Consider the following 26384-nt stretch of genomic DNA (forward strand, 5'->3'; position numbering starts at 1 on the left):
AATGAGAGGCAGACAACGCTTTACAGCGATCGCCCCCGGCGGGGTTGGCATTTACCCGGCGGGGAGATCCGCGTTGTCAGGAAGGGAGGCGCCGCACGCCTTAGTCGACGTTCTCGGCGCTGTAGAGGATAAAGTCGACTTTCCCGTCGGCATAGGTTTGCGGCTGATAGCCGGACTCCAGATGGCGCAGCATCAGGTCGATCGCCAGCTGGGCGTGCTGGCGGGTGTTCTGATCGAGCGTTAACGCCAGGCTGCCCCTGGCCAGCTGCTGGCGGGTGGTATTGTAGCGCTCATGGGTGATCCAGCAGACGTCGCCTTCGCGGCGGTGGCGAGCCAGCGCCTCGGCAATCTGAGTATTGCCAAGTCCGGTGTTATAGATCCCGACAATATGCCGGCTGCGGCACAGGGCCTGCTCCAGCAGGCGGGTGATCTGCTCCCGCCGCTCTTCGCCCGCCAGCACCTCGTTGAGCTGCAGATGGGGAAAGCGCTGGCTCAGCACCTCGCGGAACCCCTGGATGCGCAGGCGATGCGCGCTGTAATCCTCCCGGCCGCTCACCATCAGCACCTCCCCGGGCCGCGGCGTCATTCTCCCCATCATTAACCCCGCCGTGCGGCCAGCCTGCAACTGATTGATCCCGACGTGGCAGAGCCGGTCGGCGCCGGGCAGATCTGTCGCCAGGGTAATGACGGGGACGCCCGCTTCCCGACAGCGTCGCAGCGCGTCATGCACCACAGGATGGTCATTGCCGAAAACGATGATCCCCTGACGCTGCTGGCCGCTGCGCATAATGCGCCGGGCCAGGGTCGCCGGCTGCGACTCCGGGACAAAGGTGCGGTGCAGGGTCAGACGACGATAGCCGAGGCTATCCGCGACGGCGGCGAAATCCTGCGCCAGCTGCGGAAAAAAGAAAGAGTCATTGCTGCTGAGAAAGAGCTCAATCTGCCAGGGAAAGCGGTGCTCCTCCGGCAGGATCCGCTTCAGCCCCGCCTCCCGCGCCGCCTGCAGCACTTTGCGCGTGGTCTGCGGCGATACGCCGCCGCGTTCGTTCAGCACCCGGTCAACGGTGGCCACGCCGACGCCAATCTGTCTGGCCAGCATCGCCAGTGACATGTTTTTCATCGCCCCTCTCTTCAATGATGGAAATACATCAAAACGGCAGTGTCAGTGAGTTTAGCAAACCGATTATGGTGGCAGCGTCCCCTCGCCATTCTGGAGAATAAAATGAAGTGCAAACGTTTTGCCCTGGTAGGCAGTGGTTTTATCGGTCAGGTTCATGCCGCCAGCCTCGCCCGTCACGACGGGAGCGAGTTGACGATGGTGGCCGATGCCGCGCCGGAGCGCGCCCAGGCGCTGGCCGCCCGCTATGGCGCCCGGGCGGTGACGGTGAGCGAGGCTCTCCGTAGCGACGCCATCGACGCTGTGCTGATCGCCAGCTCGACCCCGTCGCATGCCGAACTGCTGGAAGCCGCCGCCCGGGCGGGCAAGGCGGTCTATTGCGAAAAACCGATCGACCTTTCCCTGGCGCGCGCCCGCGAGGTGGTGGAGCGGGTGCTTCCCCTTAAGGTGCCGGTCACCGTCGGCTTTAACCGGCGCTTTGACAGCAGCCATCAGCAGTTGCGCCGCCAGCTGGAGCAGGGAGCGATCGGCAGGGTCGAGCTGGTGCAGATGGTCTGTCGCGCCTCCAGCATGCCGCCGCTCGACTATCTGCGCAGCTCCGGCGGTCAGATGCGCGATCAGGCGATCCATTTCTTCGATCTTCTGCGCTTTCTCACCGGCGATGAAGTGCATACCGTAGCGGCGATGGGCGCGGCGCTGGCCCTGCCGGAAATCGCCGAATTTGGCGATGTCGACACCTCCATCCTGATGATGCAGATGCGCGGCGGCGCGCTGGCGCAGCTGGACAACACCCGCCGCACCGGCCACGGGTATGATGAAAGGATCACCCTGCTGGGGGCAGAGGGCGCGCTGGAGTCCGGCAGCCAGTCGCCGGCGGGCCCTACCCTGTGGCGCGGCAATCAGCGCATTGAGCCAGGCCTGTGGCCGGACTGGTTCAGCCGGGTGCAAGGATCTTATTACCAGCATCTCGACGCCTTTATCCGCTCTCTGAATGGTGAAACCGTGGCCGACCTGCCCGGCCTGGTGGACGGCCTGCAGGCGCAGGCCATTGCCGAAGCGGCGGTTCAGTCTCTGCAGCGCGGCCAGTTTGTCGCCGTCGACGACTGTCGGTGAGTGGTTGCGTGGCAACCGCTATCAGGCTCTGAACCTGCCTTTATGCCGGGCGGCGGCAACGCCTTGCCCGGCCTACGGGGCCATGATAACCATCCATATCACACAGTTGCAGTGACATCCCAGGCCCGCGCAAGCGCCGCGCCGCCGGGCAAGGACAGCCGAGGCGGAGCCGTTTTATGCCGGGCGGCGGCGACGCCTTGCCCGGCCTACGGGCATGATAACCATCCATATCACACAGTTGCAGTGATATCCCAGGCCCGCGCAAGCACAGCGCCGCCGGGCAAGGACAGCCGAGGCGGAGCCGTTTTATGCCGGGCGGCGGCAACGCCTTGCCCGGCCTACGGGCATGATAACCATCCATATCACACAGTTGCAGTGATATCCCAGGCCCGCGCAAGCACAGCGCCGCCGGGCAGCAGATATCCGGAACCGTGCGCGTCCCGGTGCCGGGCAATGGCGTGCACGCTCGCGCTGTCTGCAAACCAAAGCCCGGCCGGCCCCTTAACGTTCTTCGTTAAACACCGCGCCCACCTGGCGCCGCACCTCATCCATCACCTGCAGATTCTGCAGCACCTGACTGAGCGGCCGCAGCGGCGAGTCCCGCAGCCCCTGACCGATGCACCAGGCAAAATGCTCCGCCTGCCAGAACAGCTGGTCGTAGCGATTGCGCGGCTCTTCCCAGCGCAGCGCCTGCCCGCCCTGGCTGGCGGCGAGCGTGAACCCGCCGGGGGCGTAAAACTGACCGTCGATGGTCAGGGTCGCCTGGCGTCCGGCCACCACCGCCCCGCCCGGCGTGTTGCTGAACAACGTCGTGTTTAACAGCCCCTGCATCCCGTTCCGCCAGCTGAATAGCATTGACGTCTGGCCGTTAAGCCCCTCCGCCGTCGCGCGGCCGCGGGCGACAATCTCCTGCGGCATGCCACCCACCATCAGCGCAAACGAGGTCAAATAGCTGCCGAGATCCATCATCGGCCCGCCGGCAAGGTCGGCATTAAAGATGCGGTGGTCGGTAGTGAAATACTCGCCGTGATCGGCCAGCAGGGTATGCAGGTCGCCGAGTACCCCATCCTCCAGCAGCTGGCGGATCACATCATACTTCGGCGCGTAATCGCACCACATCGCCTCCAGCGCCAGCTTCCCCTGGCGGGCGGCTTCGGCCTGCAGTTCACCTCCTTCGCCGAGGTTGAGCGCGAAGGGCTTCTCTATCAGCACGTGTTTGCCCGCCTTCAGCGCCTGCATGCCGTCGGGAAAGTGATGGTTGTGCGGCGTCGCAATATAGACCGCATCAATATCCGGACGCGCCAGCATCTCCTCCACCCGGCCGTAAGCCTGAGGGATCCCCCATTCCGCGGCTACCCGGTCGGCCTTCGCCTGGCTGCGGGAGGCCACGGCCACCACCTGCTGCCGGCTCTGGGTTTTCAATGCGTGCACAAAGCGCTCGGCGATCCAGCCCGGACCGATGATGCCCCAGCGCAGGGAGGGAATGCTCTGCGCCGCCGGGCGGCGCGGGGTCGGTAATTGTGAGGGAAACATAGCGGCTCCTTAATCCTTAACCACGTTAACCCAGCGACGGCTGACCATCGAGGCTTCAATCGCCGACAGCACGCGCTGATTCTGTAAACCAAATTCAAAGCTGGGATAGCAGTCGTCGTCCCCACAAATCCCCTGCACCAGGTCATGCACTTCCATCACCTTGACGTCAAAATAGCCCAGCCCGCCGCCGCCAAAATCGAAGCCGAAGAAGCCGGCATAGGCCGGGATCTGGCTCCCGGCATACAGCGTTTTAAAGCCGCGGTCGTGTTTGTCATCGCGGAAGCGATACACCTGCAGTTCGTTAAAGCGCTCCCCGTCCATATACAGCGTGCCTTCGGTGCCGGAGACCTCCCAGAACACGCCGAAGATGCGCCCGGCGGCGATGCGCGAAGCCTCAATCACCCCCGCGGCGCCGCTGTCGAAATTGACCAGGCACTGAACCTGATCGTCATTTTCCACTTCCCGCCACTCGGCATCGGCCGCGACCCGGCTGGCATACCCGGCATCGGTCTGTGGCACCGGACGCTGGCGCAGGCAGGTTTGCGCGCTGGCGGTCACTTCACGGATCCCGCCCATCAAAAACTGGGCGACGGACAGGGTATGGGCGCCGAGGTCGCCAAGCGCCCCGCTGCCGCCGAGGGTTTTCGAGCAGCGCCAGGACCAGGGCAGGTTCGGGTCGTTATAAAACCCCTGATCAAAGGTGCCGCGGAAGCGCACCGGTTCGCCAATATCGCCCCGGGCGATAAGCTGCTTTGCCAGCAGCGCCGCCGGGGTTTTAATGTTGTTAAAGGCCACCATGGTCTTCACCCCCGCGCGCCGGGCCGCCTGCGCCATCTCCTGCGCCTGCTGCTCGTTAACCGCCAGCGGTTTCTCGCAATAGACATGTTTACCCGCCGCGATCGCCGCCATCGCCATCGTGTAGTGCAGATGGTTCGGCGAGGTAATATCCACCACGTCCACCAGCGGATCGTTCACCAGTTCGCGCCAGTCACCGTAAGCTTTCTCCGCCCCCAGCTTCACCGCATGACGTTCAGCCAAAGCCTGATCCTGATCCGCCAGCGCGTAAAGATAGGGGCGCTTCGGCAGATCGGGATAGAACATGGCCGCGCGACGGTAAGCGTCGGCGTGCGCCTGGCCCATAAAACCGGAGCCGATAAGACCAATATTTAACCGCGCGCTCATGATGCGTGCTCCTCTGATGATGACGGGGACGAAAAGTGGTGCGCCAGCCAGGCGAAGGCGCGGCGAGCGGTGGCAAACGGCGGCGCCATCGCCGGGTCCTGCTCGGCTTCGATAATCAGCCAGCCGCGGTAGTCGCTGTCCCGGGCAAAGTTGAGGATCGGCGCATAGTCGATGCAGCCGTCGCCAGGGACGGTAAACAGTCCGGCGCGCACCGCCTCGTTAAAGCTCAGGTTTTCGCGATACAGGCGCCCCAGCACCTGCGGACGGACGTCTTTCAGATGCAGGTGGCGGATACGGTGACCATATTTCTCCAGCACGCGCGGGATATCGACCCCGGCGACGAAGGCGTGTCCGGTATCAAACGCCAGCCCGACGTTGTCATGGGTCTGGGACAAAAACCGCTCCAGCTCGTCGTCGTGCTCCACCAGCATCATCAGATGGTGGTGATAGGCCAGCCGGAGGCCGTAGTCCCGCAGCAGCAGGTCGGCAAAGGTATTTAGCTTATGGCAATACGCCGTCAGGCTGACGCGGCTTAACGGCGGCGAGAGCGAGATCGGCTCATCAAGCGGCGTTTCACCGGGCAGTTGCCCGCACTCGCCATAGACCATTACCCTGGCGCCGAGCTGCTGCAGGAGCTGCGCGTGGCCCCGCACCGCCTCCAGCTCCGCTTCCACGCTGCGGTCGGCCAGCAAGCCGCTGTACCAGCCTGACGCCAGGCGCAGGTCAGCCGCCGCCAGCAGAGGCCCCAATGTCTCCGCCTGGCGGGGAAACTTCCGCCCTAACTCAATGCCCTGAAACCCCGCCTCCCGCGCCTCGCGCAGACACGTGTCGAGAGGGATATCGCCGCCTAAATCCTCCAGCACATCGTTGGTCCAGCACAGGGGGCTAATGCCCCACTGCAGGTGCTCTGTCGCCATGTTTATCTCCTTTTCAGCCAGTCGTCTGGTGTGCCGTCACTATAAGCAGGCGACGACCAGCGATGAAAACGGAGAAATGATGGAAATCCATCATTGCCGCGGGCGAAATATCCGCTGGCGCGAGTAGCCCTGAAAAATAAATGGAAATAATGCTTGCCGCAGGCTTATTTTGCGGATAAAAATTACTGGCTTAATAACCCGCTTCAGAGGTTATCCCTTTCATTCGAAATATGATGATAGCAATATGAAAAAATCTCAACACCGCAGCGGCGCGGGCTTTAGCCCTGCGCCCAGGCCTGGCCTGCTGTTATTTGCGTAAGTGACAAATAGTCCCTTTTAAAACATCAATTACTTAACATTCTCTCTGCAATAATATGACATGCAGCGGGAAGGTACGGTGATAAATAAGATCAGGGTAATGATGTTTTTACAAATAAATAACCCTTCTCCTTTCTGCTCGTTATTTATCAGGAATGGCTGCGGTTATATTTATTCGGACGCCCCTGGAGAATGCACCAATGTATATCAACCTTTATGACAATGCGCGCCGCTATCGCGATGAGAAACAATAAGATGAATAAGACCTGGCTTTTCACCACCCTCACCCTGGCGCTGGTCGCCGCCGCGCCGGCCCACGCCATTAGCGCGAAATACCGGGAACAGCTTGAACGCTCCGGTTGCACGCAGATGACCGACGGGACCACCTGCGATATTCATAAAACCAAAGCCGAGAATGCCGCCGCCGCGCAGCAGGCCAGCAGCGGCTTCGGCCCCTGGGTGGGCACCTGGTATGTTTATACTGACTATGGCAATAAAATTGATGAGATTACCGTCACCGCTAAAACGGTGAAAACCCATGGTCATCTGGTCGAGGAGGCGAAAGCCAGCCAGGGTAAATTGACGTTCCGGGTGAAAAGCTCAGCCTTTACGCTGAACGACGCCTTTAACGGCGTATGGGCAAACGGCAGCCAGCGCGGCACGTTGCAAAAAGTCCTGTAATAACATTGCCCTGCCGACAGGATGGGGATAATGCAGGAAGAACCTCCCGGCGCAGGCCGGGAGGGAGTGCAACGGTTTACTTCTGCGGACGCATCGCCGGGAAGAGGATCACGTCGCGGATGGTGTGGCTGTTGGTAAACAGCATCACCATCCGGTCGATACCGATGCCCAGACCGGCGGTCGGCGGCAGACCGTACTCCAGCGCGGTGACGTAGTCTTCGTCATAGAACATCGCTTCGTCATCGCCCGCCGCTTTGGCGTTAACCTGATCCTGGAAACGCTGCGCCTGGTCTTCGGCGTCGTTCAGCTCGCTGAAACCGTTACCGATTTCGCGGCCGCCGATGAAGAACTCGAAGCGGTCGGTGATTTCCGGGTTGACGTCGTTACGGCGCGCCAGCGGGGAGACTTCCGCCGGGTATTCGGTGATGAAGGTCGGCTGGATGAGGTGCGCTTCCGCCACTTCGTCGAAGATTTCGGTGACGATGCGCCCCAGACCCCAGCTTTTCTCTACCTGAATACCGAGAGATTCCGCCAGCGCTTTCGCCGCGTCGAAGTTATCCAGATCCGCCATGTTGGTTTCCGGACGATGTTTTTTGATCGCCTCGCGCATGGTCAGTTTTTCAAACGGCTTGCCGAAGTCAAACACCTGGTCGCCATACGGCACCTCGGTTTTGCCCAGCACCGTCTGCGCCAGGGTGCGGAACAGTGACTCGGTCAGCTCGATCAGGTCTTTGTAGTCCGCGTACGCCATGTACAGTTCCATCATGGTGAACTCTGGGTTATGGCGTACCGAGATCCCTTCGTTGCGGAAGTTACGGTTGATTTCAAACACGCGTTCGAAGCCGCCGACCACCAGACGTTTCAGATACAGTTCCGGCGCGATGCGCAGGTACATATCGAGATCCAGGGCGTTGTGATGCGTGATAAACGGACGGGCGGAAGCGCCGCCGGGGATCACCTGCATCATCGGGGTTTCCACTTCCATAAAGCCGCGGGCTACCATGAACTGACGCATGGTCGCGAGGATCTGCGAGCGGATGCGGAACGTATGGCGCGACTCTTCGTTAGCGATCAGATCCAGATAGCGCTGGCGATAGCGGACTTCCTGATCCTGCAGGCCGTGGAATTTATCCGGCAGCGGGCGCAGGGCTTTGGTCAGCAGGCGCAGCTCGGTGCAGTGGATGGAGAGTTCGCCGGTTTGCGTTTTGAACAGCTTGCCGCGGGCGGCGATGATGTCGCCAAGGTCCCATTTCTTAAACTGTTCGTTGTAGACGCCTTCCGGCAGGTCATCGCGGGCCACGTACAACTGGATACGGCCGCCGACGTCCTGCAGGGTGACGAAGGAGGCTTTACCCATCACGCGGCGAGTCATCATCCGGCCGGCCACCGCAACTTCAACGTTCAGGGAAGCGAGTTCATCGTTATCCTTCGCATCGAATTCAGCGTGCAATTGGTCAGAGGTATGATCGCGACGGAAATCGTTGGGGAAAGCTACGCCCTGCTCACGCAGCGCAGCCAGTTTTTCGCGACGAGTTTTCAGTTCATTATTAAGGTCAATGGCCTCATCGGCACCTTGTGCTTGTTGTTCAGACATATGGGTTCCTCATAACCTTGCTTTCAAACTAGCTTCGATAAATTGAACCAGGTCACCCTTCCGCGCGGCCTGTCTCCGGCTTCACACCGAAGAACAAGAGTAACGAATCTGGCTTCTCTTCAAGCTGATCTCACTCAGCTATGCCTTCACTAACGGTATTTTTTATCGTTGGCTTCCGCGCCTGCCAGAATATCCTCCTCCTGTTCAGTAAACGGTGCAAGGAGCGGCTTTGCGCTCCACTGTTGGGGTTACCGATCCCCGGCTCGCGGCGTAAACGCCTTAGCCGGGCTACCAGACAGCACGATTTTGTAGCCCGGTAAGCCGGACCTGTCGCCAGACGGGGCTAGGCGCCGCCGCCGGGAAGCTCGCCAGCCGCCGCGCGGCGTTTGCCGACGCTACAGGCTGCGGCAAAGGCGATAACCACCATCACCGCCACGCAGCCGAGGGTCCATTCCCCCATCTGCGAGAAGAAATGCTGATAGGCGGCAATCGCCGTATCGCTGATTTGCGATTCGGTGGTCTGCTGGGCGACCACGCCGGCCAGCCAGTTGGCCACCGCGCCGGTGGCCAGCATATAAATACCGGTCAATACCCCGGTGACGCCGGGCATGTTCAGGCGGGTGATTTGCGCCATCGCGACCGGGTCGATAAACAGTTCGGCAAAGCCCATCATCGCCAGTCCAGCGACCATCATGCCCATCGAGGCCTGACCCTCAGCGGCGCCGTGGCGGGCGTTGAGCGCCAGCAGCATAAAGCCGCCGCCCATCAGCAGCAGGCCAAAAGCGAATTTCAACCAGACGCGCAGCACCGAACGCGCGCTGCCTTCCGGGCGCATCAGCCACGCCAGCGCCACGCCGGCCGCCATCACCGCCACCGCGTTAACCGACTGGAACAGCGCCGTCGGCACGTCCCAGTTCAGCAGGCGGCGGTTAACAAAGTGATCGATAAACAGGCTAATCGAGCTTCCCCCCTGCTGCGCCAGCACCCAGAACAGCGTCCCGGCAAGCATCAGCAGGACGATCTGCCACAGCGCGCGACGATGCTCCGGGGCTTTGATCATGATCCGCGCCACCATCTGGGCGGCGAACAGGCAGACGACCGCCAGCAGATAGCCGGACCAGTTGTTTTGCAGCAGCAGCGTGAAGAACACCGGCGCCAGGCAGAGCATCACCAGCAGCCAGCCCCAGGTCGGCAGCACGAATTTCACCGCCCGCAGCGCCGGTTTATCGACGCCGCGGGTATGCCGAAAGTGGCGGCTGCCGCTTAAGAAAATCATCAGGCCGATGAACATCCCGATCCCCGCCAGGGCGAAGCCGATATGCCAGCCGTACCACTGGGCCGCCAGCCCGCAGGCGATGGGCGCGGCGATGGAGCCGACGTTACCGGCGGCGTACAGCAGCGAGAAGCCGCCGTCGCGACGCGGATCGTCGTGGGCGTAAAGTTCGCCAAGCAGGCAGCTGATATTGGATTTGAACAGGCCGTAGCCGCAGATAATGATCGCCAGCGCGACGTACAGGCTCCATGCGGAGGTCGACTCAACGCCCAGCACCACGTGGCCGAGGGTCATCAACAGCGCCCCGGCAATCACCGCCGTGCGGTTGCCGAGCAGGCGGTCGGCAAGCCAGCCGCCAAGAATAGGGGTAACGTAAACCAGAGAGGCGTAAGCGCTGAACAGGCTGATGGCGTGGCTGTCGTCGAAGCCAAGCTGGTGGGTGAGGTAGAGGATGAGTAAGGCGCGCATGCCGTAAAAGCTGAAGTACTCCCAGATCTGGATCGCAACGATGTAGTAAATCGCGCGCGGCTGTGAGGGTGTTTTCATGTGTTCTCCTTGCAGCGTGAAAAAGGGAAGTGGCAAGCCACTTCCCTGATGTGCGTCTATTACTTGTTATTCTCTTCTTTCAGCACTTTAACGGTGTAACGACCATCCGCCTGACGATAGGCGCCGTGGATATCGGTTTCGAAGCCCGGATAGTGGGCGCCGATTTCGCACAGCATCTGCAGGAACTCCAGCACCGGACGGCTCTCTTCGGTGATCATTTCACCCGGCATGACCAGCGGCACTCCCGGAGGATACGGCAGGATCATGTTGGCGTTGACGCGGCCGACCATCTCTTCGAGGTACACTTCTTCCGTCTGACCGTGCAGCTCTTTCTGGAACGCGGCATACGGGGTCATCACCATGGATGGCAGCACTTCAAACGCGCGGAACATCAGGTCCGGCAGGTTGTGATGCTCAACCAGTTTGTGAATGTTCTGCGCCAGGTCCTGAATACGCATGTTTTCATAGAATTCAGGATCTTCACGGTACAGCGACGGCAGCATGTTTTTCACCCGCAGGTTCAGGTCGAACGCGCGTTTGAAGTCGGTCAGCGCACGCAGCAGGCTCAGCGCTTTGGTTTTGTCGATACCGATGCTGAACAGGAACAGCAGGTTGTACGGACCGGTTTTCTCCACCACGATGCCGTGTTCGTCGAGATACTTCGCCACGATGCTGGCCGGAATACCGAACTCATCCATGGTGCCGTCTTTCTTCATCCCCGGGGTCAGCAGAGTGACTTTGATCGGGTCGAGATACATGTGCTCGTTGTCGATGTTTTTGAAACCGTGCCATGCGCTGTCGGAGCGCAGCGGCCAGCATTCAGGACCGTCGATATGTTCCGGCTGCCATACGTCGAAGAACCAGCCTTCAGACTCGCCTTTCAGACGTTTGATCTCTTTACGGAACTTGATGGAACGTTCGATAGAGCCGTCGATCAGGCGCTTACCGGCGTTGCCTTTCATCATCGCCGCCGCGGTTTCGGTGGACGCCACGATCCCGTAGTGCGGGGAGGTGGTGGTGTGCATCATGTAGGCTTCGTTAAAGGTCTCTTCGTTAACATCGCCTTTCACATGGATCATCGATGCCTGGGAGAACGCCGCCAACAGTTTGTGCGTGGACTGGGTTTCGTAAATCACTTTCCCTTCGACGCGGCCGCCGCTCATCCCGCATTTGCCTTCATAGATCGGCGAGAAGTTGGTGTAAGGCACCCATGCGGAGTCAAAGTGGATGGATTTCACATCCAGGGTTTTCTTGATGAAGTCAGTGTTGTACAGCAGACCATCGTAAGTCGAGTTGGTGATAACGGCGTGTACCGGCCAGGTCGCGTTCGGCGTCTCTTTCACACGCTTGGCGATAGTCGCGTGCTGGAATTCGCTCTGCGGGATACCGCCGAGGATGCCGTAGGCGTTACGGGTCGGACGGAAGTAGATCGGCGTAATGTCGCTCATCATCATCAGATGGGTCAGCGATTTGTGGCAGTTACGGTCAATCAGCACGGTGCTGCCGGCCGGCGCGGAGTACATACCGACGATTTTGTTGGCGGTCGAGGTGCCGTTGGTCACCATGTAGCTGCGTTCGGCGTTAAATACGCGAGCGATATACTCTTCCGCTTCTTTGTGCGGGCCGCTGTGGTCCAGCAGGGAACCGAGTTCAGAAACTGAAATCGAGATATCGGATTTCATGGTGTTGGAGCCAAAGAAATCGTAGAAGATGCTGCCTACCGGGCTTTTCTGGAAGGCGGTACCGCCCATGTGGCCCGGGGTACAGAAGGTGTATTTGCCTTCACGCACATATTTGAACAGCGCTTTGGTCAGCGGCGGCAGAATGGTGTCGATGTATTCGTCAGTGTTCTGTTTGATTTTGTTCGCGATATCTTCCGCAGCGCCCAGCGCATATTCGAAGAAGCGAACCTGCATGCGCAGATCGTTCAGGCTAACGTCCAGCGTGGAGTAGGTGTTAGCGAACGCATACAGCGGCATGTACTCGTTCATTTTGCTGATTTCTTCGCACAGCTCGAGATTGTATTTATCCCAGTCGAAGATCACGCCGCACAGACGAGAGTTGTTTTCGATCAGTTTTAATAAGTCGTCACGGTCGTTCGGGTAGACAATGCGGAAGTCCAGGCGTTCGAGAGCACGATGCAGTTCACGGATGGGTTCTTCTTTGAAGTAAACCCCCATGTGATTCATGATTGCAATAACGTTCATAGTCAAATCTCCAGATGTAGAAAGCCCCTCCCGTCGCGCTATGACAGGTGATGGAAGGAGCCTCAGGAAAAAGGGTTACTGATTAGTGCGCGTTAGCGGGGCTGTTGCTATCCGATGCGTTGCTCTGGCGCTGGTGCATTTTGCGACCGTAGAACATCAGGATAATCAGGCTAACGATAAAGGTGCCGGCCAGTTCGAAGGAGCTTGCGCCCATCAGCGCGATGAAGCAGAACACGCAACCCAGTACCGAACAAATCAGGCTGACGAAGTTACGGATGTTGATGCCTTCGAAACGAATCAGGTCAACACAGGAGTAGAAGTAAGGCAGCATGGTCAGCAGTACCGCGATACCGGTCAGTTCGCCGAACAGGTCAGAGGCTTTACCACCGGCGGAGTTCATCAGGGTAATCAGCACCATCAGCGCGGTCATTTTCACCGCGGCCAGCAGCAGGCCTTTTTTCGGGATACCGTTGCTATCGACTTCGCCATACACTTTCGGGAAGTTGCCATCGTTGGCGGCACGCACACCCGCCTGGCCAACCAGCATCATCCACGAGCCCAGAGAAGTCAGGCAGGCGAAGGCGGTGAAAGCGGATACCATCGGCGCAGCCCAGCCGCCGAGGATGGTGGAGGCGCTAATCGCGAACGGCGCACCGGACGCTGCCATCTGAGAAGCAGGATACATACCGGCGATAACCTGAGTCGCGGCGATGTAGACGATACCGGCCATCGCGGTACCCAGCATGGTGGCCAGCGGCACGGTACGTTTCGGGTTTTTCACCATCCCGGTACTCACGGCGGCGGATTCTACGCCAACGAAGGCCCACAGGCAGAGCAGGATACTTTTGATGACCGCGTGGCTATCGGTGGTGCTGGAGGTGTTCCAGTTCGCCTGATAGGTAGCGACATCAAACCAGTGCCAGCCGACGACCGCGGTCATGACTACCGGAATAAGCACCAGCACCAGACCAATGGTGGTCAGACGGCTGACCCAGGTCCCGCCGAGCATATTAACGAAAGTAAAGATCCACACGATGGCAATACAGGCAATCCCTGCTGGCACCGGGTTATTTAAAATGGGGAAGAACGTAGACAGATAAGAAACTGCGGTAATCCCGATAGCCAGGTTACCAATCCAGTTTGCGTGATAATAAAGTACACCGGTCTGGAAACCGAATGCCGGAGATATTTCCCCTGCGTAAGCAATGGGACCACCCTGCTGCGGGTTTTTAGTGGCCAGTCGGGCATAAACATAAGCCAGAGACATCGCACCAATAATTGAAATTACCCAGCCCCAAATGGCAATACCACCGATGCTGGCCAGGTTCGCAGGTAATAATGCAATACCGCTCCCCATCATATTACCGGCGACGACACCGGTACAGGCAAATAGCCCGATCTTCTTGGCAGAACTCATGGTTGTTTTTCTCCTAAGTTTATTTGGGAGGTACAGATCATGATACAGAACCATTAATTGACCCGACCAACTGCCAACAAGATTACTGATTTGTACGAGATAAGTCCTAAAGATAAAGTGAAATAACAACAAACATCAGACAAATGATATTTTGACCTTTTTCGCTTAACATATAAACATGACAACAGGGTGTCAGAAAAAGATAAACATTGTGGTTTTACATGAACTTAGATGATGGGCAGCGTGTTACCGAACTGTTATTCAAGGCCTCCTGAATGCTAAATATAAATAACAACATGAGGCTTCATGAGAAACATAAATTTAACCTCATCATGCCAAAAACCTTTCACATGATGAGGGTTTACTTATTCTGAAGAGAGGAAATTATCGAGATACGGAACAACCCGGTTGACCGACGTCTGGAAAACTCCGTTTTCAATCCAGTACAATGTGTCTCCACCGGGTCGTAAATTAAACGCCGTAATGTAAGAATCCGCTGCCAGCCGGTTCTCACCTTTCATCTCATAGACTTTGCCTAATAGCACATAATTCAGCCACGACATCTCTAAATCGATCGCATGGTTAATCGCTGTGTTCGCTTCGTCAACTTTTCCTTTCCCCAGCAAATCCACTGCGTTTATTTGATAATAAATCGCCATATCTTTTATACCCGGCATCTCCCCTACCCGCTCAACTTCGCTGTAAAGGGCTGCCAGCTGTTTATCATCCAGCGGCTGTTGCGAATGGCGTAATACATCCACCAGCGTTTTTTCGGCATACGCGTAAATAAAATCAGGCGCCCGCTTAATCACATCATCCAGCAGGCTGCTGGCCTTGCTTAATGAGTCAACATCGCCCTTCATTAACAGCTGATGCGACTGGTAGAAATAGGTTAACGCCACGCTTTGCGAGGGCTGATATTGCCTGAGCATCGCCTGCATTCGCGCCGGCCACGGCTGCGCCAGCGCGTCCGACAGGCTGTTCATCAGATCGTTCTGGATGGTGAGCTGGTTGTCATTGGTCACAAAGTAGCGCTTATCGAGCATCGTCGAGCTGTCGGCGTTATCCACCAGCTGGACCGACATAAAGCATTGCTGCGCCCGGTAGTGGCGCTGATTGACGAATTCAATGGTCAGCGTTTTACCGGAACTGCTTGGCTCATTGATGTTGTAGTCTGTTTTGTCATGCACCATAAAGGTCGAGAAGGTGTTCAGCGAGGTGGTGATCAGGCTGGCCAGGCCGACCGCGTAGGAGTGCTGCGAAGACCAGTTGGTGCAGGAGTTACCATTGACCAGGTGGATATCGATATCGCGCGGGTTGAGTAGCAGGCGTGCCTTGTTGACCGGCGGACGCGATTCCATGCTCGACAGCGCCACCAGCGCCACGCAGGTGCCCAGCGCCAGCAGAAACAGCCCCCACACCAGGGCGGTGGTGAGCCGTTTACGCACTGACGGCGCGCTGGCACCTGTCGGCGCGGGAGCTGGCGCGGCGGGATCGGCGGTGGAGATGGGCGCGTCCGGCGGCGCACCGGCAGCCGGCGGCGCGGGAGCGGCGACCGATGGCGAAGGCGTCAGCGCCTCCATCTGCGGGGCGAGTTCCTCCCCCTCTTCGGTGCACCAGATCACCGGCACCGTGAGCTTATACCCCCGTTTGGGTACCGTCGCGATGTACTCAAGGCTAACGTCGTCGCCGTCTTTGAGCGACTTGCGCAGTTCGGAAATACTCTGCGTGACGACGTGGCTGGTCACAACGTTCCGGGTCCAGACGTTTTCGATAAGCTCGTCCCGGCTAAGCACTTCCCCCGGATGGCGAGCAAAAAAGACCAGGAGGTCGATTAAACGCGGTTCAAGGGTAAGCTGGCGCCCCTTCCTGCTGATTTGGTTTACAGAGGGGGTTACCAGCCATTCACCGACGCGAACAACAGGTTGTAGCATACAAGAAAGCCCCAGACAAAAAGGGAAAGGCGCGATGATAACACATTTGTCCTACCTATTTTTGCCAGGGGTCACTCCCTCAGGCATTAGGCTGGAATTCGCCTTTTAGCGACAATAAAAAGCAATATTTCATTAACATCGTGATCATCAAAACTATATATAGCGATAAAAATGCGTTTTCGCTGTCGCTTAGCCGGTGGAACGCGGGCGGCGGAAAAAAAATAAGCCCGGAGGCGTAACGCGCTCCAGGCTCAGTCAGTGGCGTGCCGTTACGGCAGCGGCACAATCGATTATTTATACACTTCCGCTGTGGCTTCAAAGTTAGGGCCATGCTCACGCGCAGCAGTAATCACGTAGTACTTTCCGCCTTTCTCATCGGCCAGCTTAGAGAGCTGATCGTGCAGATCGGAGGGCGAAGAGAACTCACCGCCGGACGGCCCCACCGAGATCGGTCCGACCTTGGTCAGTTTGAAGTGTTTCACTTCTTCTTTGGTGATCAACTGCGCGGCGGAGGCGCCAAATGCAACGGCTGAAAGGGCTAACGCGACTATCACTTTTTTCATCCTAAAATCTCCTTGGAATAGGCCTTCAGTCAGGCCCTTTCAGTATAGACGGCGATTTACTAAGCGTGCTACCGATGCGCTGATTTTTTGGCCGCAGCGTTTAGTAACGCGGCGGCACTCCTTCCGGGCGGGTCTTAAAACGCCGGTGCAGCCACATATATTGCTCGGGCGCCATCAGGATGCACTGTTCGATAATCTGGTTCATCCACGCCGCCGTCACCTCGGCGCTTGCCAGCGGCGGCGTGCGCTCCGGCGTCAGGGAGATCAACTCATATCCCCTACCGTTGGGCTTGCGTCGGGGAACAAACGGCACAATCGTCGCCCCGGACATTTTCGCCAGCATCCAGGTGCCGGTGGTGGTCGCCGCCTGCTCGACGGCAAACAGCGGCGCAAAAACGCTGCTGGCCGGGCCGTAATCATGATCCGGCGCGTACCAGAGGATCTCCCCCTCTTTCAGCGCCCTGACCATCCCTTTCAGATTTTTTCGATCCAGCATGGTCTTGTTCGAGCGCAAGCGTCCCCAGGTCTGCAGCCAGTCAATCAGCGGGTTATCATTGGGCCGGTAGACGCCGATGCCCGGAGTAAACATGCCATACATCCGCGCCCCCATCTCGAGGGTGAGAAAATGAATGCCGATCAGTAAGATGCCCTGCTTTTGTTCGAGGAGGTCGACCACCTCGTTCACGCCGCTGGTCTCGGTCCAGCGCGCCACCCGGTGCGTCGGCCAGAACCAGGCCATGCCGGTCTCCATCAGCCCCATGCCCAACGATTCAAAGTTTTTCACCAGCAGCGCCTCACGCTCGGCGACGCTCATCGCGGGAAAACAGAGTTCCAGATTACGTCTGGCAATCCGCGCGCGACTTTTCATCACCCGCATTGCCAGCCGCCCGAGCGCCGTGCCCAGTCGGTAGATCACCGGATACGGTAATTGCACCAGCAGCCATAACAAGCCAATTCCCAGCCATAATAGCCAGTAACGCGGGTGCAATAGCGCGCGGGAAAATTTGGGTAAATTTGACATAGTAATCCTGTTAATTCACTCAATAATAGCTGAGCAAAAACCGCGAAATAAAGTAGCGGATCCTGCAGGTTATATTTTTCCAATTCGTGCGGTAATACTCAGTCACAAAGCGCGTTATTATAAGCCGATTCCATGATAATTTCACCCCTTGCGCTGGGGTTACTCTAGTATTAGACACTTATCGTAAAATTTCCTGATTTGTGCATAAATAAATAAACCTAACCTCTACGACGCGGCCGATTGCCGATAAAATCGCCAGTGCCTTATCCTCAGCCTCTCGCACAAAGCCTTTTTTACTCACGCTTTATTATGGCGATAGCCAACGCAAACAGGCCGTTTCGCCCGGTCTAACATGGTCAGCATGCGGTTATTTGTGACTCGGGCAAAGGTTAAGCATCACCAATGCGGATCCTTTTCCCAGATATGCTACGTTTACAGCGCTCATTCGACGCAAGTGCCTTTGCCGACGTCGTCGCTTTCAGAAGCCATAGTGAGAAGGAACTATGACAATGAATTATCAATTAGTGAAGCAAGTCAGAGAAAATAACACATTAAGAAAAAGCTTCATTGACCTTGCCGTTAAGACTTTCGACCTGTCTTTTGAAGAGTGGTATCAACAAGGTTACTGGACTGACGCCTATATCCCCTACGCCTTTGTCGAACGTAATAAAATTATCGCTAACGCCTCGGCCAACATCATCGATCTGCGCTGGCAGGGCGAACCCCGGCGTTATATTCAGATTGGCACCGTGATGACCGAACCGGACCACCGTAATAAGGGACTAGCCGGTCAGCTTATCCATCACATCCTGCAGGACTGGCAGCAGGAGGCAGACGCCTTCTTTTTATTTGCCAATCCCACCACGGTGGATTTTTACCCCAAATTTGGTTTCACCCGCAGCGAAGAGCATCAATATATTATGCCGGTCTCTCCGCGCGCCGGTGATTTTCGCAAGCTGGATATGGACCGCGCGGACGATGTCGCCCTGCTCCGCCATTACTATGAAAAATCCAACCCGTTCTCACCGCTGCGGGTGGAGCACAACTTTGGCCTGCTGATGTTTTACTGCTCAGCCTTTATGAAGCATTTCGTTTACTATTCGGCAAAAAATGAGGCGGTGGTTATCGCCATGCAAAACGGCCCGGTGTTGATCTGCTTTGACCTGTTCTGCGAAACGGGCAAAAGCCTGTCGACGCTGGTCAACGAGCTGGCCGATGACCATGTTTACCAGGCCATCCTCGGTTTTACCCCCAATGAAGACCGGCTCGGCGAGTACGAGAAGATTGAGGGAGAAGATATCCTCTTTGTCTATGACCACAAGGAAAACCTGTTTAAAGACAGGAAGTTGATGTTTCCTTTACTGGCGCATGCCTGACGGCGCCGCGCCGTCAGGCCGATCAGTTATAGGTCACCACGAAGGTCGCGCTGGCATTCGCCTCGCCCGCTGTCACCGAAGGTTGGGTCTGGATATAACGGGCCTGATAGGCAAAACGGTAATTCGTCTGGCTACCCTTGCTTCCGGACCAGATCTGGCTCACCTGGTTTAGCGGCACCAGCGCGCCGCCGGCGGTGAGGATCTGCACGCCGAGCCCGGATGCGCCTTCAGGTTGGTCATCGATTTTAATCACCTCGTTGGCGGCCATGGCGCTGTCCGCCGTCGCGTTAAACTGCATAAACACGCTGCCGACATTTTCACACTCCGTCAGGTTGATGTTAAAGGGGATCGGGGCGGTAGTGCTGTTGAGTCCGGTAAACGCCGTTTTATTATGCCGCCCGAGGAAGACGTTAATATTTTTACTGTCGTCTGTAATCTTGCAGGTGGGCGATTTGATATGGATACAGAGCCCGCTGACGCTAAAACGCATCGCCTGCACGCCGCCCAGAAAAATATCGCCGAGGTAATCGTTAAGACAATACTCGCCTGGCGGCGGCAGGCCGCCGTTGTCGGCAATACGCCAGAAATAGATGGTCGGTTTTTTATTTTCCGCCTGAAATGCGCGCTGGCCGGAAAATACCGGCGCGGAAGGCCAGGCCGTGAACAGGGGATCGAAATTAATGCCATCCTGTTCCCCCATCTGAAAGCTGTAGCCGATGCCCGGCAGGCGGTGGATGCTATAGATATCCCCCGGCTTGCCGTTTCCCGCCGGGCCGACCCGGGAGCCGCCTATGCTCTGAAACCCGCCGGACTCGCTGCCGCTGCAGGCGATCTCCCAGCGCTCATTATTGGTGATTATCATCCCGCCGTAACTGTACAGCAGGGAGCCGACGGGGCGATTGCTGACGTCAAGGTTGATACTGGCCTGGCTGACGTTGACCGAATACTCGATAGTTTTACCACTCACCATCTGGCACGCCGCCGACGGCGAGGCGCAATAGCCCCAGGCCAGTAAGAGGGCTCCCCCTGATGCGATGATTTTTTTCATATTATTTCTCCTTTAATCCGGGACGGCAGACCTGGTGCGGCGTACCTCTGCTATCCTGCTGCGCCGCCTCGCCGTGGATGGCATAGTCCAACCGGCAGCGCTGCGCGCTGCGTTCCCCCCAGACTACCGAGACGCTACCGCGGACCTGCGGCACCCGGGCATACAGCAGCCCGCCCTGACCGACAGCGCCAATCGCCTGGTCGCTGTCGTCTAATACTTCCGCGCCCAGTGGCGGCGCCGCGCCATCGGACAGCGTGACGTGGGCAAACCACGGGTAGCCGGTGCGCGTGACAAATTTTACCTTCACCGCAGCGCCCGAATCGGGCACCACCGTCGTGCTGCTGGAAACGATCTCCACATGGTCGTTCATGCCCTGCGGATCGAGATCGAGCCAGTTATCGGTAAAGGGATCGAGGTAAGGGATAATCGTGAAACCCTGGCGATTAATCGGCTGTCCGAGGCGGTTCGCCACCCTGGCCCCCGCCGCGCCGGGCGCTTCCACAATCGCAAAGGTCTCACCCAGCTCGGGGGTGGCGGTCATTCCGCCCTGATGCGCCACCAGGGCACCCGATGCCCCCAGCGAATACTGCTGCTGATGTCGACCCGCGCTGGCGCTGGCATTCAGGTACGCATAATCCGTCCGCAGATTACCGTTGGCCCCCACGCTGGCTTCATGCGGGTTCTGCCGCGGCATGTCGTAGCTGGCTGTCAGGCCGTAGCTGAAGGCATTTTTAGCGCCAGCGCTGCCGGTATAGCTGGACTGCAGCTGGCTGCCGTAGTTCTTATCGTGGTTAAAGCGGGTGGTCAGGCTGCCCGCCGGGCCGAACGTCAGCGAGAAAGAGGCCCCCACCACCTGATTATTGCGGTGATGTATATCCTGACTCTGCTGGGCGTACAGATAGTAATTGAGCCGACCATAACGATTGGCGTACCCCAGCTGATAGGAGCGCCAGCGGTGGTGGCGGACGTCCTCACTCCATATTCCGTTAAACGACAGACTGCCGCTACCTGCCTGCTGGGACAATGTCGCGCTGTAGCGCGTCATCTCCCGCCAGTCATTGGGATGACTGTCATGCTCCCAGGCGGCATCGCGAATGGATCGATAGTTGCCGTCGTTGCTGTGGCTCATCGACACCAGCATTCGCGTGTCAGAGGAGAAGGATTTTGATGTGGACACCCGCCAGCGATAGCCCTCCTGCCAGCCGCGTTCCCTGCCCCTGGCCGCAGAACGAGAAAGATCGACCGCCAGCGCCCCCCAGTAAGTGTTGAAGGCGCTGCCGACCAGCGTCGAGTAATAATCCGTCGTCGCGTTGGCCCCGGTGTAGCCGCTGACATAATCATTGAAGCCGTACTGCACCGTTGCTTCGCCAAATCCCGGCCGCCCGGCGATCCCGTTCTCATCCAGATAGCCCAGCGACAGGTCATAATAGACGGCGCCGGCCCGCACCAGACCAGGTAGCACAGCGTAAGGCACGGTAAAGGTGTCCTGACTGCCGTCCGCCTCATGGATCGTCACCTGTAAATCGCCGCCGGCGTTGGTGGGATAGAGATCGTCGAAGGTGAACTTACCCGGCGGAACCGTTGCCTCGTACAACAGGGCACCGTTCTGGGTGACCGTCACGCGAGCATTAGTGCGCGCCACCCCGCTGATCGACGGCGCAAAGCCGCGACGGGAGCCCGGCAGCATGCGGACATCGGTGGCCAGCCTGCCGCCGATAAAACTGACGCTGTCAAAGAAGGTCCCGTCGGTCCACCCCTGACCCAGCCGTAAGGTGGAAGCCCAGTTCACCAGACTTCTCTCTGCCCAGGTGGCGATGCTATCCCAATGCTTATCCCCGGCCTGAGCCTGGTAGCTGGACTGGTGATGTAACCGCCAGCCAAAGGCGCGCAGGCTGGCATCCAGGCCGAGGTAATGATGGCTGCTGCTATCCCCGTCGACGATGCTCTGATAGCTGTTGGCCTGATAGCGCAGCACCGCGGCGGGCACGCCGCTGTCTACCTTCTTCAGATTCACCGCCCCGCGATAAGGGGATTGCAGCAGCGCCTGGGGCATATTCACCCGCAGGACATTTTCTCCGCTGTCATACTCCCAGGCAATCGCCTTATCGATTTGCGCAAAGCGCAGGCAGGTGGCCGCCGCTGGCCATTGAGCGTCCTTCAGCTGCAGGGCGTCGAACAGCGAGGGCGAGATGCAGGCCTCGGGCTGGCCATCGTATTCCTGGATAACAAACGTCTCTTCCGCCATGTCCCGGCCATTCACCGAGAGGAGGCTGCGATACTGTCCGGGGTGCAGCGGATTACCGTATTGATATTTCTGGAGATCAATCGGCGCGGCGCCGTGCAAATGGGCACGGTTAAAACTAAACGCTTCTGCCGCCCATGCCTCTTGGCAGGGGAGGAGGAGCATTAACCCAAACTTGATCTCCCTGAGTTTCATAATAATGTCCTTACTGAGGATAATTATGATTCACTACCGCGCCGTAATCATTGATGGTGGTGAAGCTGAATCTCGCTGGCAGCATGTGCAGCGCGCCCCCTTTAGGCGTGATAACCAGCGAGGAAAAAGGGGCGACCATGCCAGCGGACTGTTTTTGTCCGTTAAGGGTGATGCTGTCGATGGTGATATAGCGCGATGAGGCATTACTCACCCGCAGACCACCGCCTGCGGGAGCCAGCGCCCAGCTCAGCGCTTTGTCCGGCGCTATTTTGTCCGCCGCCACGCCTGCCGGACGGTAAAACAGCTTGATGCGCGACCGTATCGCGAGTTGCAGATAATTGATTGCCGTGCCGTTTTTCGGCTCAGGCGGGATGTCCAGCAGATTGAACCAGAATAGCGATTCCCGATCCTGGGGCAGACGGCTGCCGTTGAACACCAGGCGCCAGCTTTGGCCTTTTCCCGGCTCAATGCGCACAATCGGCGGCAGCACAATAAACGGCGCCGAATCTTTTTCCGGTCGATTTTGCACGCGGCCATCGTCGACCCAGACCTGGGTCAGCGACGGCGTCTCCCCCACATTGGTGGCCCTGACCGCGATCTCTTTTTTGTCGCCGGGAAAAACGATCCGTGTGCCGTCAATAACCATGCTGGCGTCCGCCGAGGGTAAAATGCTGGAAAGCAGCCATGCCAGAACCATACGCCGCATATTCACCTCCTCCTTGCCGGGTGGATAAACGGCCCCTGATCGGGGCCGTGGACTGGGTTTACGGATAGACCACCGTAAAGTTGACGTAGGTCGCGACTTTTCCAGCCGTAGCGGCGTCGGTCGCATAGTAGCGGGCGTAGAAAGACAGCGAAGCGGAACCATCCTGCTCAGCGACCGCCACCGGGATCACCGAAGGGCGGGCAACGGTGCCGTCCGCAGCAATCGTCGGGCTCTCCGCGAGGTTAATCGCCGTAAACCGGGTGTTCAGCAGCTCCACATCGACATTTTCTGCTTCCGTGCCGTCAGACAGAGTGTTTTTTAGTCGCCCCTCCGTGGAAACGAATTGATCCTTCTCGAAGTACACCGAGACATCGGATCCCGGGGTACAGCTCATCAGATCGATGGTGAAGGGAACGACGCCCGCCGTCTCGCCCGCGCTGCTGAGCGCCGAACGCTGGACCGTCGGCAGAGTCACCGTCTTGTCTTTATTCACTACCGTACAGGTATTTTCGATGACTTCACCATTAAAGGTGACTTTGCCATCAGCAGCCTGCGCCGCTACCGGAGAAAGCATCATCATCGCGACGAAAGATGCCGTTCCTTTGCTATATTTTTTCATAATCACTCCTCATCACCACGCTTATGGCAGGATCGTTCAGGAAATACCCCTGGCGTACTTTCTACGTACAATTTATTAATACTCAGCTATTGGATTAGCCGGTTATCTTTTAACCCCTTCCTTGCACTGACATCCTACTCATTTCGTCATTTATTATTCAAACTCACCACCAGGACAGTTTCTTATTTTTATAGAATAGTCTTAAAGTCATGCGAATAAATAAAAACAAAAAACACAAATAAAAACACAACAACCTGAAAATTAAGAGAAATTTTTATTTTTTATTTCATTGAAAACATCTAAAAAATGCGATCTACCTATCTCACCCTGATTATCGCCATTATCCTCCTGCACCCTCCCCCCTGGATTCACACCGCAGGGAGTATGTTATTTTTGATCTTTAATACCTACAGTAAATTGTCGAATCAAGCAGGACAGCATGCACAGCTGTATTTATGCCAGGAGGTCATTATGTTGATCTGCATTACGGATTCAGAATATTTTAATATTGCGCTGAAGGCGTATATTAATGAGCCCCACAGCAAGCCTCTGGATATTAAAGAATTGATCTGTTACCCATTTAGCGGGCAGAGTGAGATGTTTTATACTTTTTTTGCGACCGATGCCGGTGCCCGGTTAAGCACCATCCTGATCGATTACAGCCGCGCCAGCATCGAAGTGCTGCAGGTCGCACTGAGCCTTAAAGCATTTAATCCCCTGCTCCGTATCTTTCTTTTTACCAGGCCTGGCTACACGCTGAGCGAACTGGAAAGCAGCCTGGCCATCGTGGTCGGCGCGGAGTTTATTACCTGCTTTGCCGGGCTCAGCGCGGCGCTGGCCCGCTGGCCGCTACGGTCATCCCCGCCGGCAAACAAACTTTATATCGCGATCCCGGACAGCTATAACCTGACCCGTAAGGAGACCTTTTTAATCAGCCTGCTGATGGGGGGGATGCCGTTGTGCCACGTGGCCAGCACCATGAAGCTCACGATCAAACGGGTCTACTATTATCGTTCACGCGTGCTCAGCAAGCTGGCGGTAAAAAATAACGTGGAATTGGTCACTAAAGTTCAGGGAATGGTATTGCGCCACTATCGACAGGAGACTGGCCATGAAATCGTATCTCTACGCTAAAGATCGCCTCATGCTGATGATCCTGAGCTGGCTTAACGCCGACGAGACGCTCCCGTCTCGCCACGATTATCATCAGGCCGAGGCCCTGCTCTGCACGCTGCATATTCCCTATGTGCTGAAGCCCGACCTGGAACAGCTAAGGGCTACGCTGCAGCCGTTACTCACCACCGCCGGGCCGCAGGTCGGCGAGGTAAACGCATTTATAAGCGCCTTGCTAACGCTGTATACCCGACTCACCGAATATACCGCCGTTGAGCACTACCTGCTCTCCCGGCACCTCTGAGTGACATGCCGCCAGGGCAGGAAGACGCCGCGCGCCTCCTGCCCGTAAGGCATTACCTTGGGTTAGCAGACGGCTCGCCGCGCCGTGAGACGTAATTCCGATAGTCCTCGCCAACATAAATCTGCCGTGGCCGGTAGATGGTCAGCGGCGCCTGGTGCATCTCGTTCCAGTGCGCCACCCAGCCGACCGTCCGTCCGACGGCGGTGACCACCGCAAACATCGACGAAGGCAGATTCATCGCCTTGAGGATCACCGCGGTATAAAAATCCACGCTCGGCGACAGGCCATTTTCCACAAAGTAGGGGTCGGTCAGCGCCACGTCCTCAAGGGCCATCGCCACCTGCAGCAGACGGTCGGACATTCCTACCTCCGCCAGTACCCGATGGCTGGTTTCACGCAGGATATCGGCGCGCGGGTCGCGGTGACGGTAGCGTGAGTTGCCAAAACCGAGGCGGCGAAATGCCTGCGGGTCGCGTTTTGCCTGACGCAGAAACGCCGGAACCTGATCGACACTTTCAATCTCTTCCAGCATCCGCATGCTCGACTCATTGGCGCCGCCGTGCATCGGTCCCCACAGCGACGCTAGCCCGGCGGCGACGCAGGCGAATAAGTTCGCCCCGGAGGAGCCCGCCGCGCGTACCGTGGTGGTGGAGGCGCACTGCCCGTGATCGGCATGCAGGACCAGGATCTGGTTCATCGCCTGTTCGATGACCGGATTGAGGACGTACTTCTCGGCCGGGATAGCAAACAGCATCTGTAGGAAATTGCCGGCATAGGAGAGATCGTTGCGCGGATACGCGGCGGGTTGTTCAATGGTGTACTTGTAGCTCATGGCGGCGATAGTGGGCATTTTCGACAGCAGCCGCGTGGCGGCCAGCGCCCGGTGCTCCGGATTTTCCACATCCAGGACATCATGATAGAACGCCGCCAGCGCCCCCACCAGGGCGCACATCAGCGCCATCGGGTGCGAATCGCGACGAAAGCCACTGCACATGCGGGCTATCTGCTCATGCACCAGGGTATGGCGGGTGATGGTTTCGCGAAACGTTTGATAGCTGGCCTCATCCGGCGCGTCGCCCCGCAGCATGATGTACGCCACCTCGAGAAAATCACACTGGCGGGCCAGCTGGTCCACCGGATAGCCGCGGTGCAGAAGCACGCTGTTTTCCGTATCGATCCACGAGATCGCCGACTGGCATCCGGCGGTGTTGGCGAAGCCGGGGTCGTAGCTGCAGAATCCGGACTGACTCAGCTCGCGTATGTCGACCCCCACATGGCCCCGGCTTCCCGGCACCTGCGGCAGGGTGATGGGCGTCGGTTGCCCGGCAATAGAAAGCGTTAACGGTGTGGTGCTCATCCTGTCAG

21 protein-coding genes are annotated in these 26384 nt (G+C 57.8%); 5 read left to right on the top strand and 16 right to left on the bottom strand.

Going from position 1 to position 26384, the window contains the following annotated elements:
• Positions 1-100: 100 nt before the first annotated feature.
• Positions 101-1120 carry a LacI family DNA-binding transcriptional regulator gene (locus LGM20_RS19085; protein WP_023288687.1) on the bottom strand — a complete coding sequence of 340 codons (1020 nt, stop codon included), beginning with the start codon at positions 1118-1120 and terminating at the stop codon, positions 101-103.
• A 102-nt stretch (positions 1121-1222) separates the two neighbouring features.
• Between LGM20_RS19085 and LGM20_RS19090 the strand changes: the two genes are divergently transcribed.
• Positions 1223-2230 (top strand): Gfo/Idh/MocA family oxidoreductase, encoded by a 1008-nt coding sequence (locus tag LGM20_RS19090; protein ID WP_023288686.1) that lies wholly within the window; start codon positions 1223-1225, stop codon positions 2228-2230.
• A gap of 501 nt (positions 2231-2731) precedes the next feature.
• Here the strand turns inward: LGM20_RS19090 and LGM20_RS19095 are convergent.
• From LGM20_RS19095 to iolE, 3 genes are read right to left on the bottom strand one after another with little or no spacing between them, the layout of a single operon-like run.
• Positions 2732-3763: a Gfo/Idh/MocA family protein gene (locus LGM20_RS19095; RefSeq protein ID WP_032454325.1), complete on the bottom strand. Its 1032-nt coding sequence runs from the start codon at positions 3761-3763 to the stop codon at positions 2732-2734.
• A 9-nt stretch (positions 3764-3772) separates the two neighbouring features.
• Positions 3773-4945, bottom strand: coding sequence for a Gfo/Idh/MocA family protein (locus tag LGM20_RS19100; protein WP_023288684.1), 1173 nt, complete (start codon positions 4943-4945; stop codon positions 3773-3775).
• Entirely contained in the window at positions 4942-5862 is a 921-nt protein-coding gene (gene iolE / locus LGM20_RS19105; RefSeq protein WP_044521384.1) for a myo-inosose-2 dehydratase, read from the bottom strand. The genes LGM20_RS19100 and iolE overlap by 4 nt, the downstream gene beginning before the upstream one ends.
• Before the next feature lie 573 nt (positions 5863-6435).
• Here iolE and LGM20_RS19110 point away from each other — a divergent pair.
• A complete protein-coding gene (locus tag LGM20_RS19110) occupies positions 6436-6861 on the top strand; it encodes a hypothetical protein (protein WP_032429107.1) in 426 nt (141 codons plus the stop codon).
• Between the two features lie 76 nt (positions 6862-6937).
• Here LGM20_RS19110 and lysS read toward each other — a convergent pair whose 3' ends face one another.
• The 7 genes from lysS to LGM20_RS19145 all read right to left on the bottom strand — a co-directional run bounded on the left by lysS (position 6938) and on the right by LGM20_RS19145 (position 17416).
• Positions 6938-8455 carry a lysine--tRNA ligase gene (gene lysS, locus LGM20_RS19115; RefSeq protein WP_004202393.1) on the bottom strand — a complete coding sequence of 506 codons (1518 nt, stop codon included), beginning with the start codon at positions 8453-8455 and terminating at the stop codon, positions 6938-6940.
• A 343-nt stretch (positions 8456-8798) separates the two neighbouring features.
• Positions 8799-10274, bottom strand: a complete 1476-nt coding sequence (gene dtpD, locus LGM20_RS19120) for a dipeptide permease DtpD (RefSeq protein WP_044521382.1) — start codon at positions 10272-10274, stop codon at positions 8799-8801.
• 59 nt (positions 10275-10333) lie between these two features.
• Positions 10334-12481: a lysine decarboxylase CadA gene (cadA, locus tag LGM20_RS19125; protein ID WP_032454321.1), complete on the bottom strand. Its 2148-nt coding sequence runs from the start codon at positions 12479-12481 to the stop codon at positions 10334-10336.
• An 82-nt stretch (positions 12482-12563) separates the two neighbouring features.
• The gene (gene cadB, locus LGM20_RS19130) at positions 12564-13898 is read right to left on the bottom strand and encodes a cadaverine/lysine antiporter (protein ID WP_023288679.1); all 1335 of its coding nucleotides are present in this window, start codon (positions 13896-13898) and stop codon (positions 12564-12566) included.
• A gap of 365 nt (positions 13899-14263) precedes the next feature.
• The gene (cadC, locus tag LGM20_RS19135) at positions 14264-15832 is read right to left on the bottom strand and encodes a lysine decarboxylation/transport transcriptional activator CadC (protein WP_044521381.1); all 1569 of its coding nucleotides are present in this window, start codon (positions 15830-15832) and stop codon (positions 14264-14266) included.
• A gap of 290 nt (positions 15833-16122) precedes the next feature.
• Positions 16123-16395 (bottom strand): YdgH/BhsA/McbA family protein, encoded by a 273-nt coding sequence (locus tag LGM20_RS19140; protein ID WP_002892402.1) that lies wholly within the window; start codon positions 16393-16395, stop codon positions 16123-16125.
• Between the two features lie 100 nt (positions 16396-16495).
• On the bottom strand, positions 16496-17416 hold the full coding sequence (locus LGM20_RS19145; protein WP_023288677.1) for a Kdo(2)-lipid IV(A) acyltransferase: 921 nt from the start codon (positions 17414-17416) through the stop codon (positions 16496-16498).
• A 509-nt stretch (positions 17417-17925) separates the two neighbouring features.
• Here LGM20_RS19145 and LGM20_RS19150 point away from each other — a divergent pair.
• Positions 17926-18792, top strand: a complete 867-nt coding sequence (locus LGM20_RS19150) for a GNAT family N-acetyltransferase (RefSeq protein WP_044521380.1) — start codon at positions 17926-17928, stop codon at positions 18790-18792.
• A 22-nt stretch (positions 18793-18814) separates the two neighbouring features.
• Here the strand turns inward: LGM20_RS19150 and LGM20_RS19155 are convergent, their stop codons facing one another.
• Genes LGM20_RS19155 through LGM20_RS19170 form a run of 4 tightly spaced genes read right to left on the bottom strand, consistent with a single transcriptional unit; the run spans position 18815 to position 23602 of the window.
• Positions 18815-19840 carry a fimbrial protein gene (locus LGM20_RS19155; RefSeq protein WP_044521378.1) on the bottom strand — a complete coding sequence of 342 codons (1026 nt, stop codon included), beginning with the start codon at positions 19838-19840 and terminating at the stop codon, positions 18815-18817.
• Position 19841: 1 nt separating this feature from the next.
• Positions 19842-22277, bottom strand: coding sequence for a fimbria/pilus outer membrane usher protein (locus tag LGM20_RS19160; RefSeq protein ID WP_044521377.1), 2436 nt, complete (start codon positions 22275-22277; stop codon positions 19842-19844).
• Between the two features lie 10 nt (positions 22278-22287).
• Positions 22288-22983, bottom strand: a complete 696-nt coding sequence (locus LGM20_RS19165) for a fimbrial biogenesis chaperone (RefSeq protein ID WP_044521376.1) — start codon at positions 22981-22983, stop codon at positions 22288-22290.
• A 58-nt stretch (positions 22984-23041) separates the two neighbouring features.
• On the bottom strand, positions 23042-23602 hold the full coding sequence (locus LGM20_RS19170) for a fimbrial protein (RefSeq protein WP_044521375.1): 561 nt from the start codon (positions 23600-23602) through the stop codon (positions 23042-23044).
• 471 nt (positions 23603-24073) lie between these two features.
• On the opposite strand from LGM20_RS19170, the gene LGM20_RS19175 reads away from it, so the two are divergent.
• A complete protein-coding gene (locus tag LGM20_RS19175; protein WP_044521374.1) occupies positions 24074-24736 on the top strand; it encodes a LuxR C-terminal-related transcriptional regulator in 663 nt (220 codons plus the stop codon).
• On the top strand, positions 24714-25019 hold the full coding sequence (locus LGM20_RS19180; protein WP_044521373.1) for a hypothetical protein: 306 nt from the start codon (positions 24714-24716) through the stop codon (positions 25017-25019). Before LGM20_RS19175 ends, LGM20_RS19180 begins: the two co-directional genes overlap by 23 nt.
• Positions 25020-25071: 52 nt before the next feature.
• On the opposite strand, the gene LGM20_RS19185 is transcribed toward LGM20_RS19180, so the two are convergent.
• On the bottom strand, positions 25072-26376 hold the full coding sequence (locus LGM20_RS19185; protein ID WP_044521371.1) for a citrate synthase: 1305 nt from the start codon (positions 26374-26376) through the stop codon (positions 25072-25074).
• Positions 26377-26384: the final 8 nt, after the last annotated feature.

Origin of the sequence: Klebsiella quasipneumoniae subsp. quasipneumoniae, assembly GCF_020525925.1 — a bacterium.
Lineage (GTDB): Bacteria > Pseudomonadota > Gammaproteobacteria > Enterobacterales > Enterobacteriaceae > Klebsiella > Klebsiella quasipneumoniae.

What these genes read in the sequence shown, in the direction of transcription:
- LGM20_RS19090 (WP_023288686.1), top strand. Translation starts at nt 1,223, where the DNA reads ATGAAGTGCAAACGTTTTGCCCTGGTAGGCAGTGGTTTTATCGGTCAG.
- LGM20_RS19140 (WP_002892402.1), bottom strand. Translation starts at nt 16,395, where the DNA reads ATGAAAAAAGTGATAGTCGCGTTAGCCCTTTCAGCCGTTGCATTTGGC.
- iolE (WP_044521384.1), bottom strand. Translation starts at nt 5,862, where the DNA reads ATGGCGACAGAGCACCTGCAGTGGGGCATTAGCCCCCTGTGCTGGACC.
- LGM20_RS19170 (WP_044521375.1), bottom strand. Translation starts at nt 23,602, where the DNA reads ATGAAAAAATATAGCAAAGGAACGGCATCTTTCGTCGCGATGATGATG.
- LGM20_RS19185 (WP_044521371.1), bottom strand. Translation starts at nt 26,376, where the DNA reads ATGAGCACCACACCGTTAACGCTTTCTATTGCCGGGCAACCGACGCCC.
- lysS (WP_004202393.1), bottom strand. Translation starts at nt 8,455, where the DNA reads ATGTCTGAACAACAAGCACAAGGTGCCGATGAGGCCATTGACCTTAAT.
- LGM20_RS19180 (WP_044521373.1), top strand. Translation starts at nt 24,714, where the DNA reads ATGAAATCGTATCTCTACGCTAAAGATCGCCTCATGCTGATGATCCTG.
- LGM20_RS19145 (WP_023288677.1), bottom strand. Translation starts at nt 17,416, where the DNA reads ATGTCAAATTTACCCAAATTTTCCCGCGCGCTATTGCACCCGCGTTAC.
- dtpD (WP_044521382.1), bottom strand. Translation starts at nt 10,274, where the DNA reads ATGAAAACACCCTCACAGCCGCGCGCGATTTACTACATCGTTGCGATC.
- LGM20_RS19165 (WP_044521376.1), bottom strand. Translation starts at nt 22,983, where the DNA reads ATGCGGCGTATGGTTCTGGCATGGCTGCTTTCCAGCATTTTACCCTCG.
- cadB (WP_023288679.1), bottom strand. Translation starts at nt 13,898, where the DNA reads ATGAGTTCTGCCAAGAAGATCGGGCTATTTGCCTGTACCGGTGTCGTC.
- LGM20_RS19175 (WP_044521374.1), top strand. Translation starts at nt 24,074, where the DNA reads ATGTTGATCTGCATTACGGATTCAGAATATTTTAATATTGCGCTGAAG.
- LGM20_RS19150 (WP_044521380.1), top strand. Translation starts at nt 17,926, where the DNA reads ATGAATTATCAATTAGTGAAGCAAGTCAGAGAAAATAACACATTAAGA.
- LGM20_RS19085 (WP_023288687.1), bottom strand. Translation starts at nt 1,120, where the DNA reads ATGAAAAACATGTCACTGGCGATGCTGGCCAGACAGATTGGCGTCGGC.
- LGM20_RS19095 (WP_032454325.1), bottom strand. Translation starts at nt 3,763, where the DNA reads ATGTTTCCCTCACAATTACCGACCCCGCGCCGCCCGGCGGCGCAGAGC.
- cadC (WP_044521381.1), bottom strand. Translation starts at nt 15,832, where the DNA reads ATGCTACAACCTGTTGTTCGCGTCGGTGAATGGCTGGTAACCCCCTCT.
- LGM20_RS19155 (WP_044521378.1), bottom strand. Translation starts at nt 19,840, where the DNA reads ATGAAAAAAATCATCGCATCAGGGGGAGCCCTCTTACTGGCCTGGGGC.
- cadA (WP_032454321.1), bottom strand. Translation starts at nt 12,481, where the DNA reads ATGAACGTTATTGCAATCATGAATCACATGGGGGTTTACTTCAAAGAA.
- LGM20_RS19110 (WP_032429107.1), top strand. Translation starts at nt 6,436, where the DNA reads ATGAATAAGACCTGGCTTTTCACCACCCTCACCCTGGCGCTGGTCGCC.
- LGM20_RS19100 (WP_023288684.1), bottom strand. Translation starts at nt 4,945, where the DNA reads ATGAGCGCGCGGTTAAATATTGGTCTTATCGGCTCCGGTTTTATGGGC.
- LGM20_RS19160 (WP_044521377.1), bottom strand. Translation starts at nt 22,277, where the DNA reads ATGAAACTCAGGGAGATCAAGTTTGGGTTAATGCTCCTCCTCCCCTGC.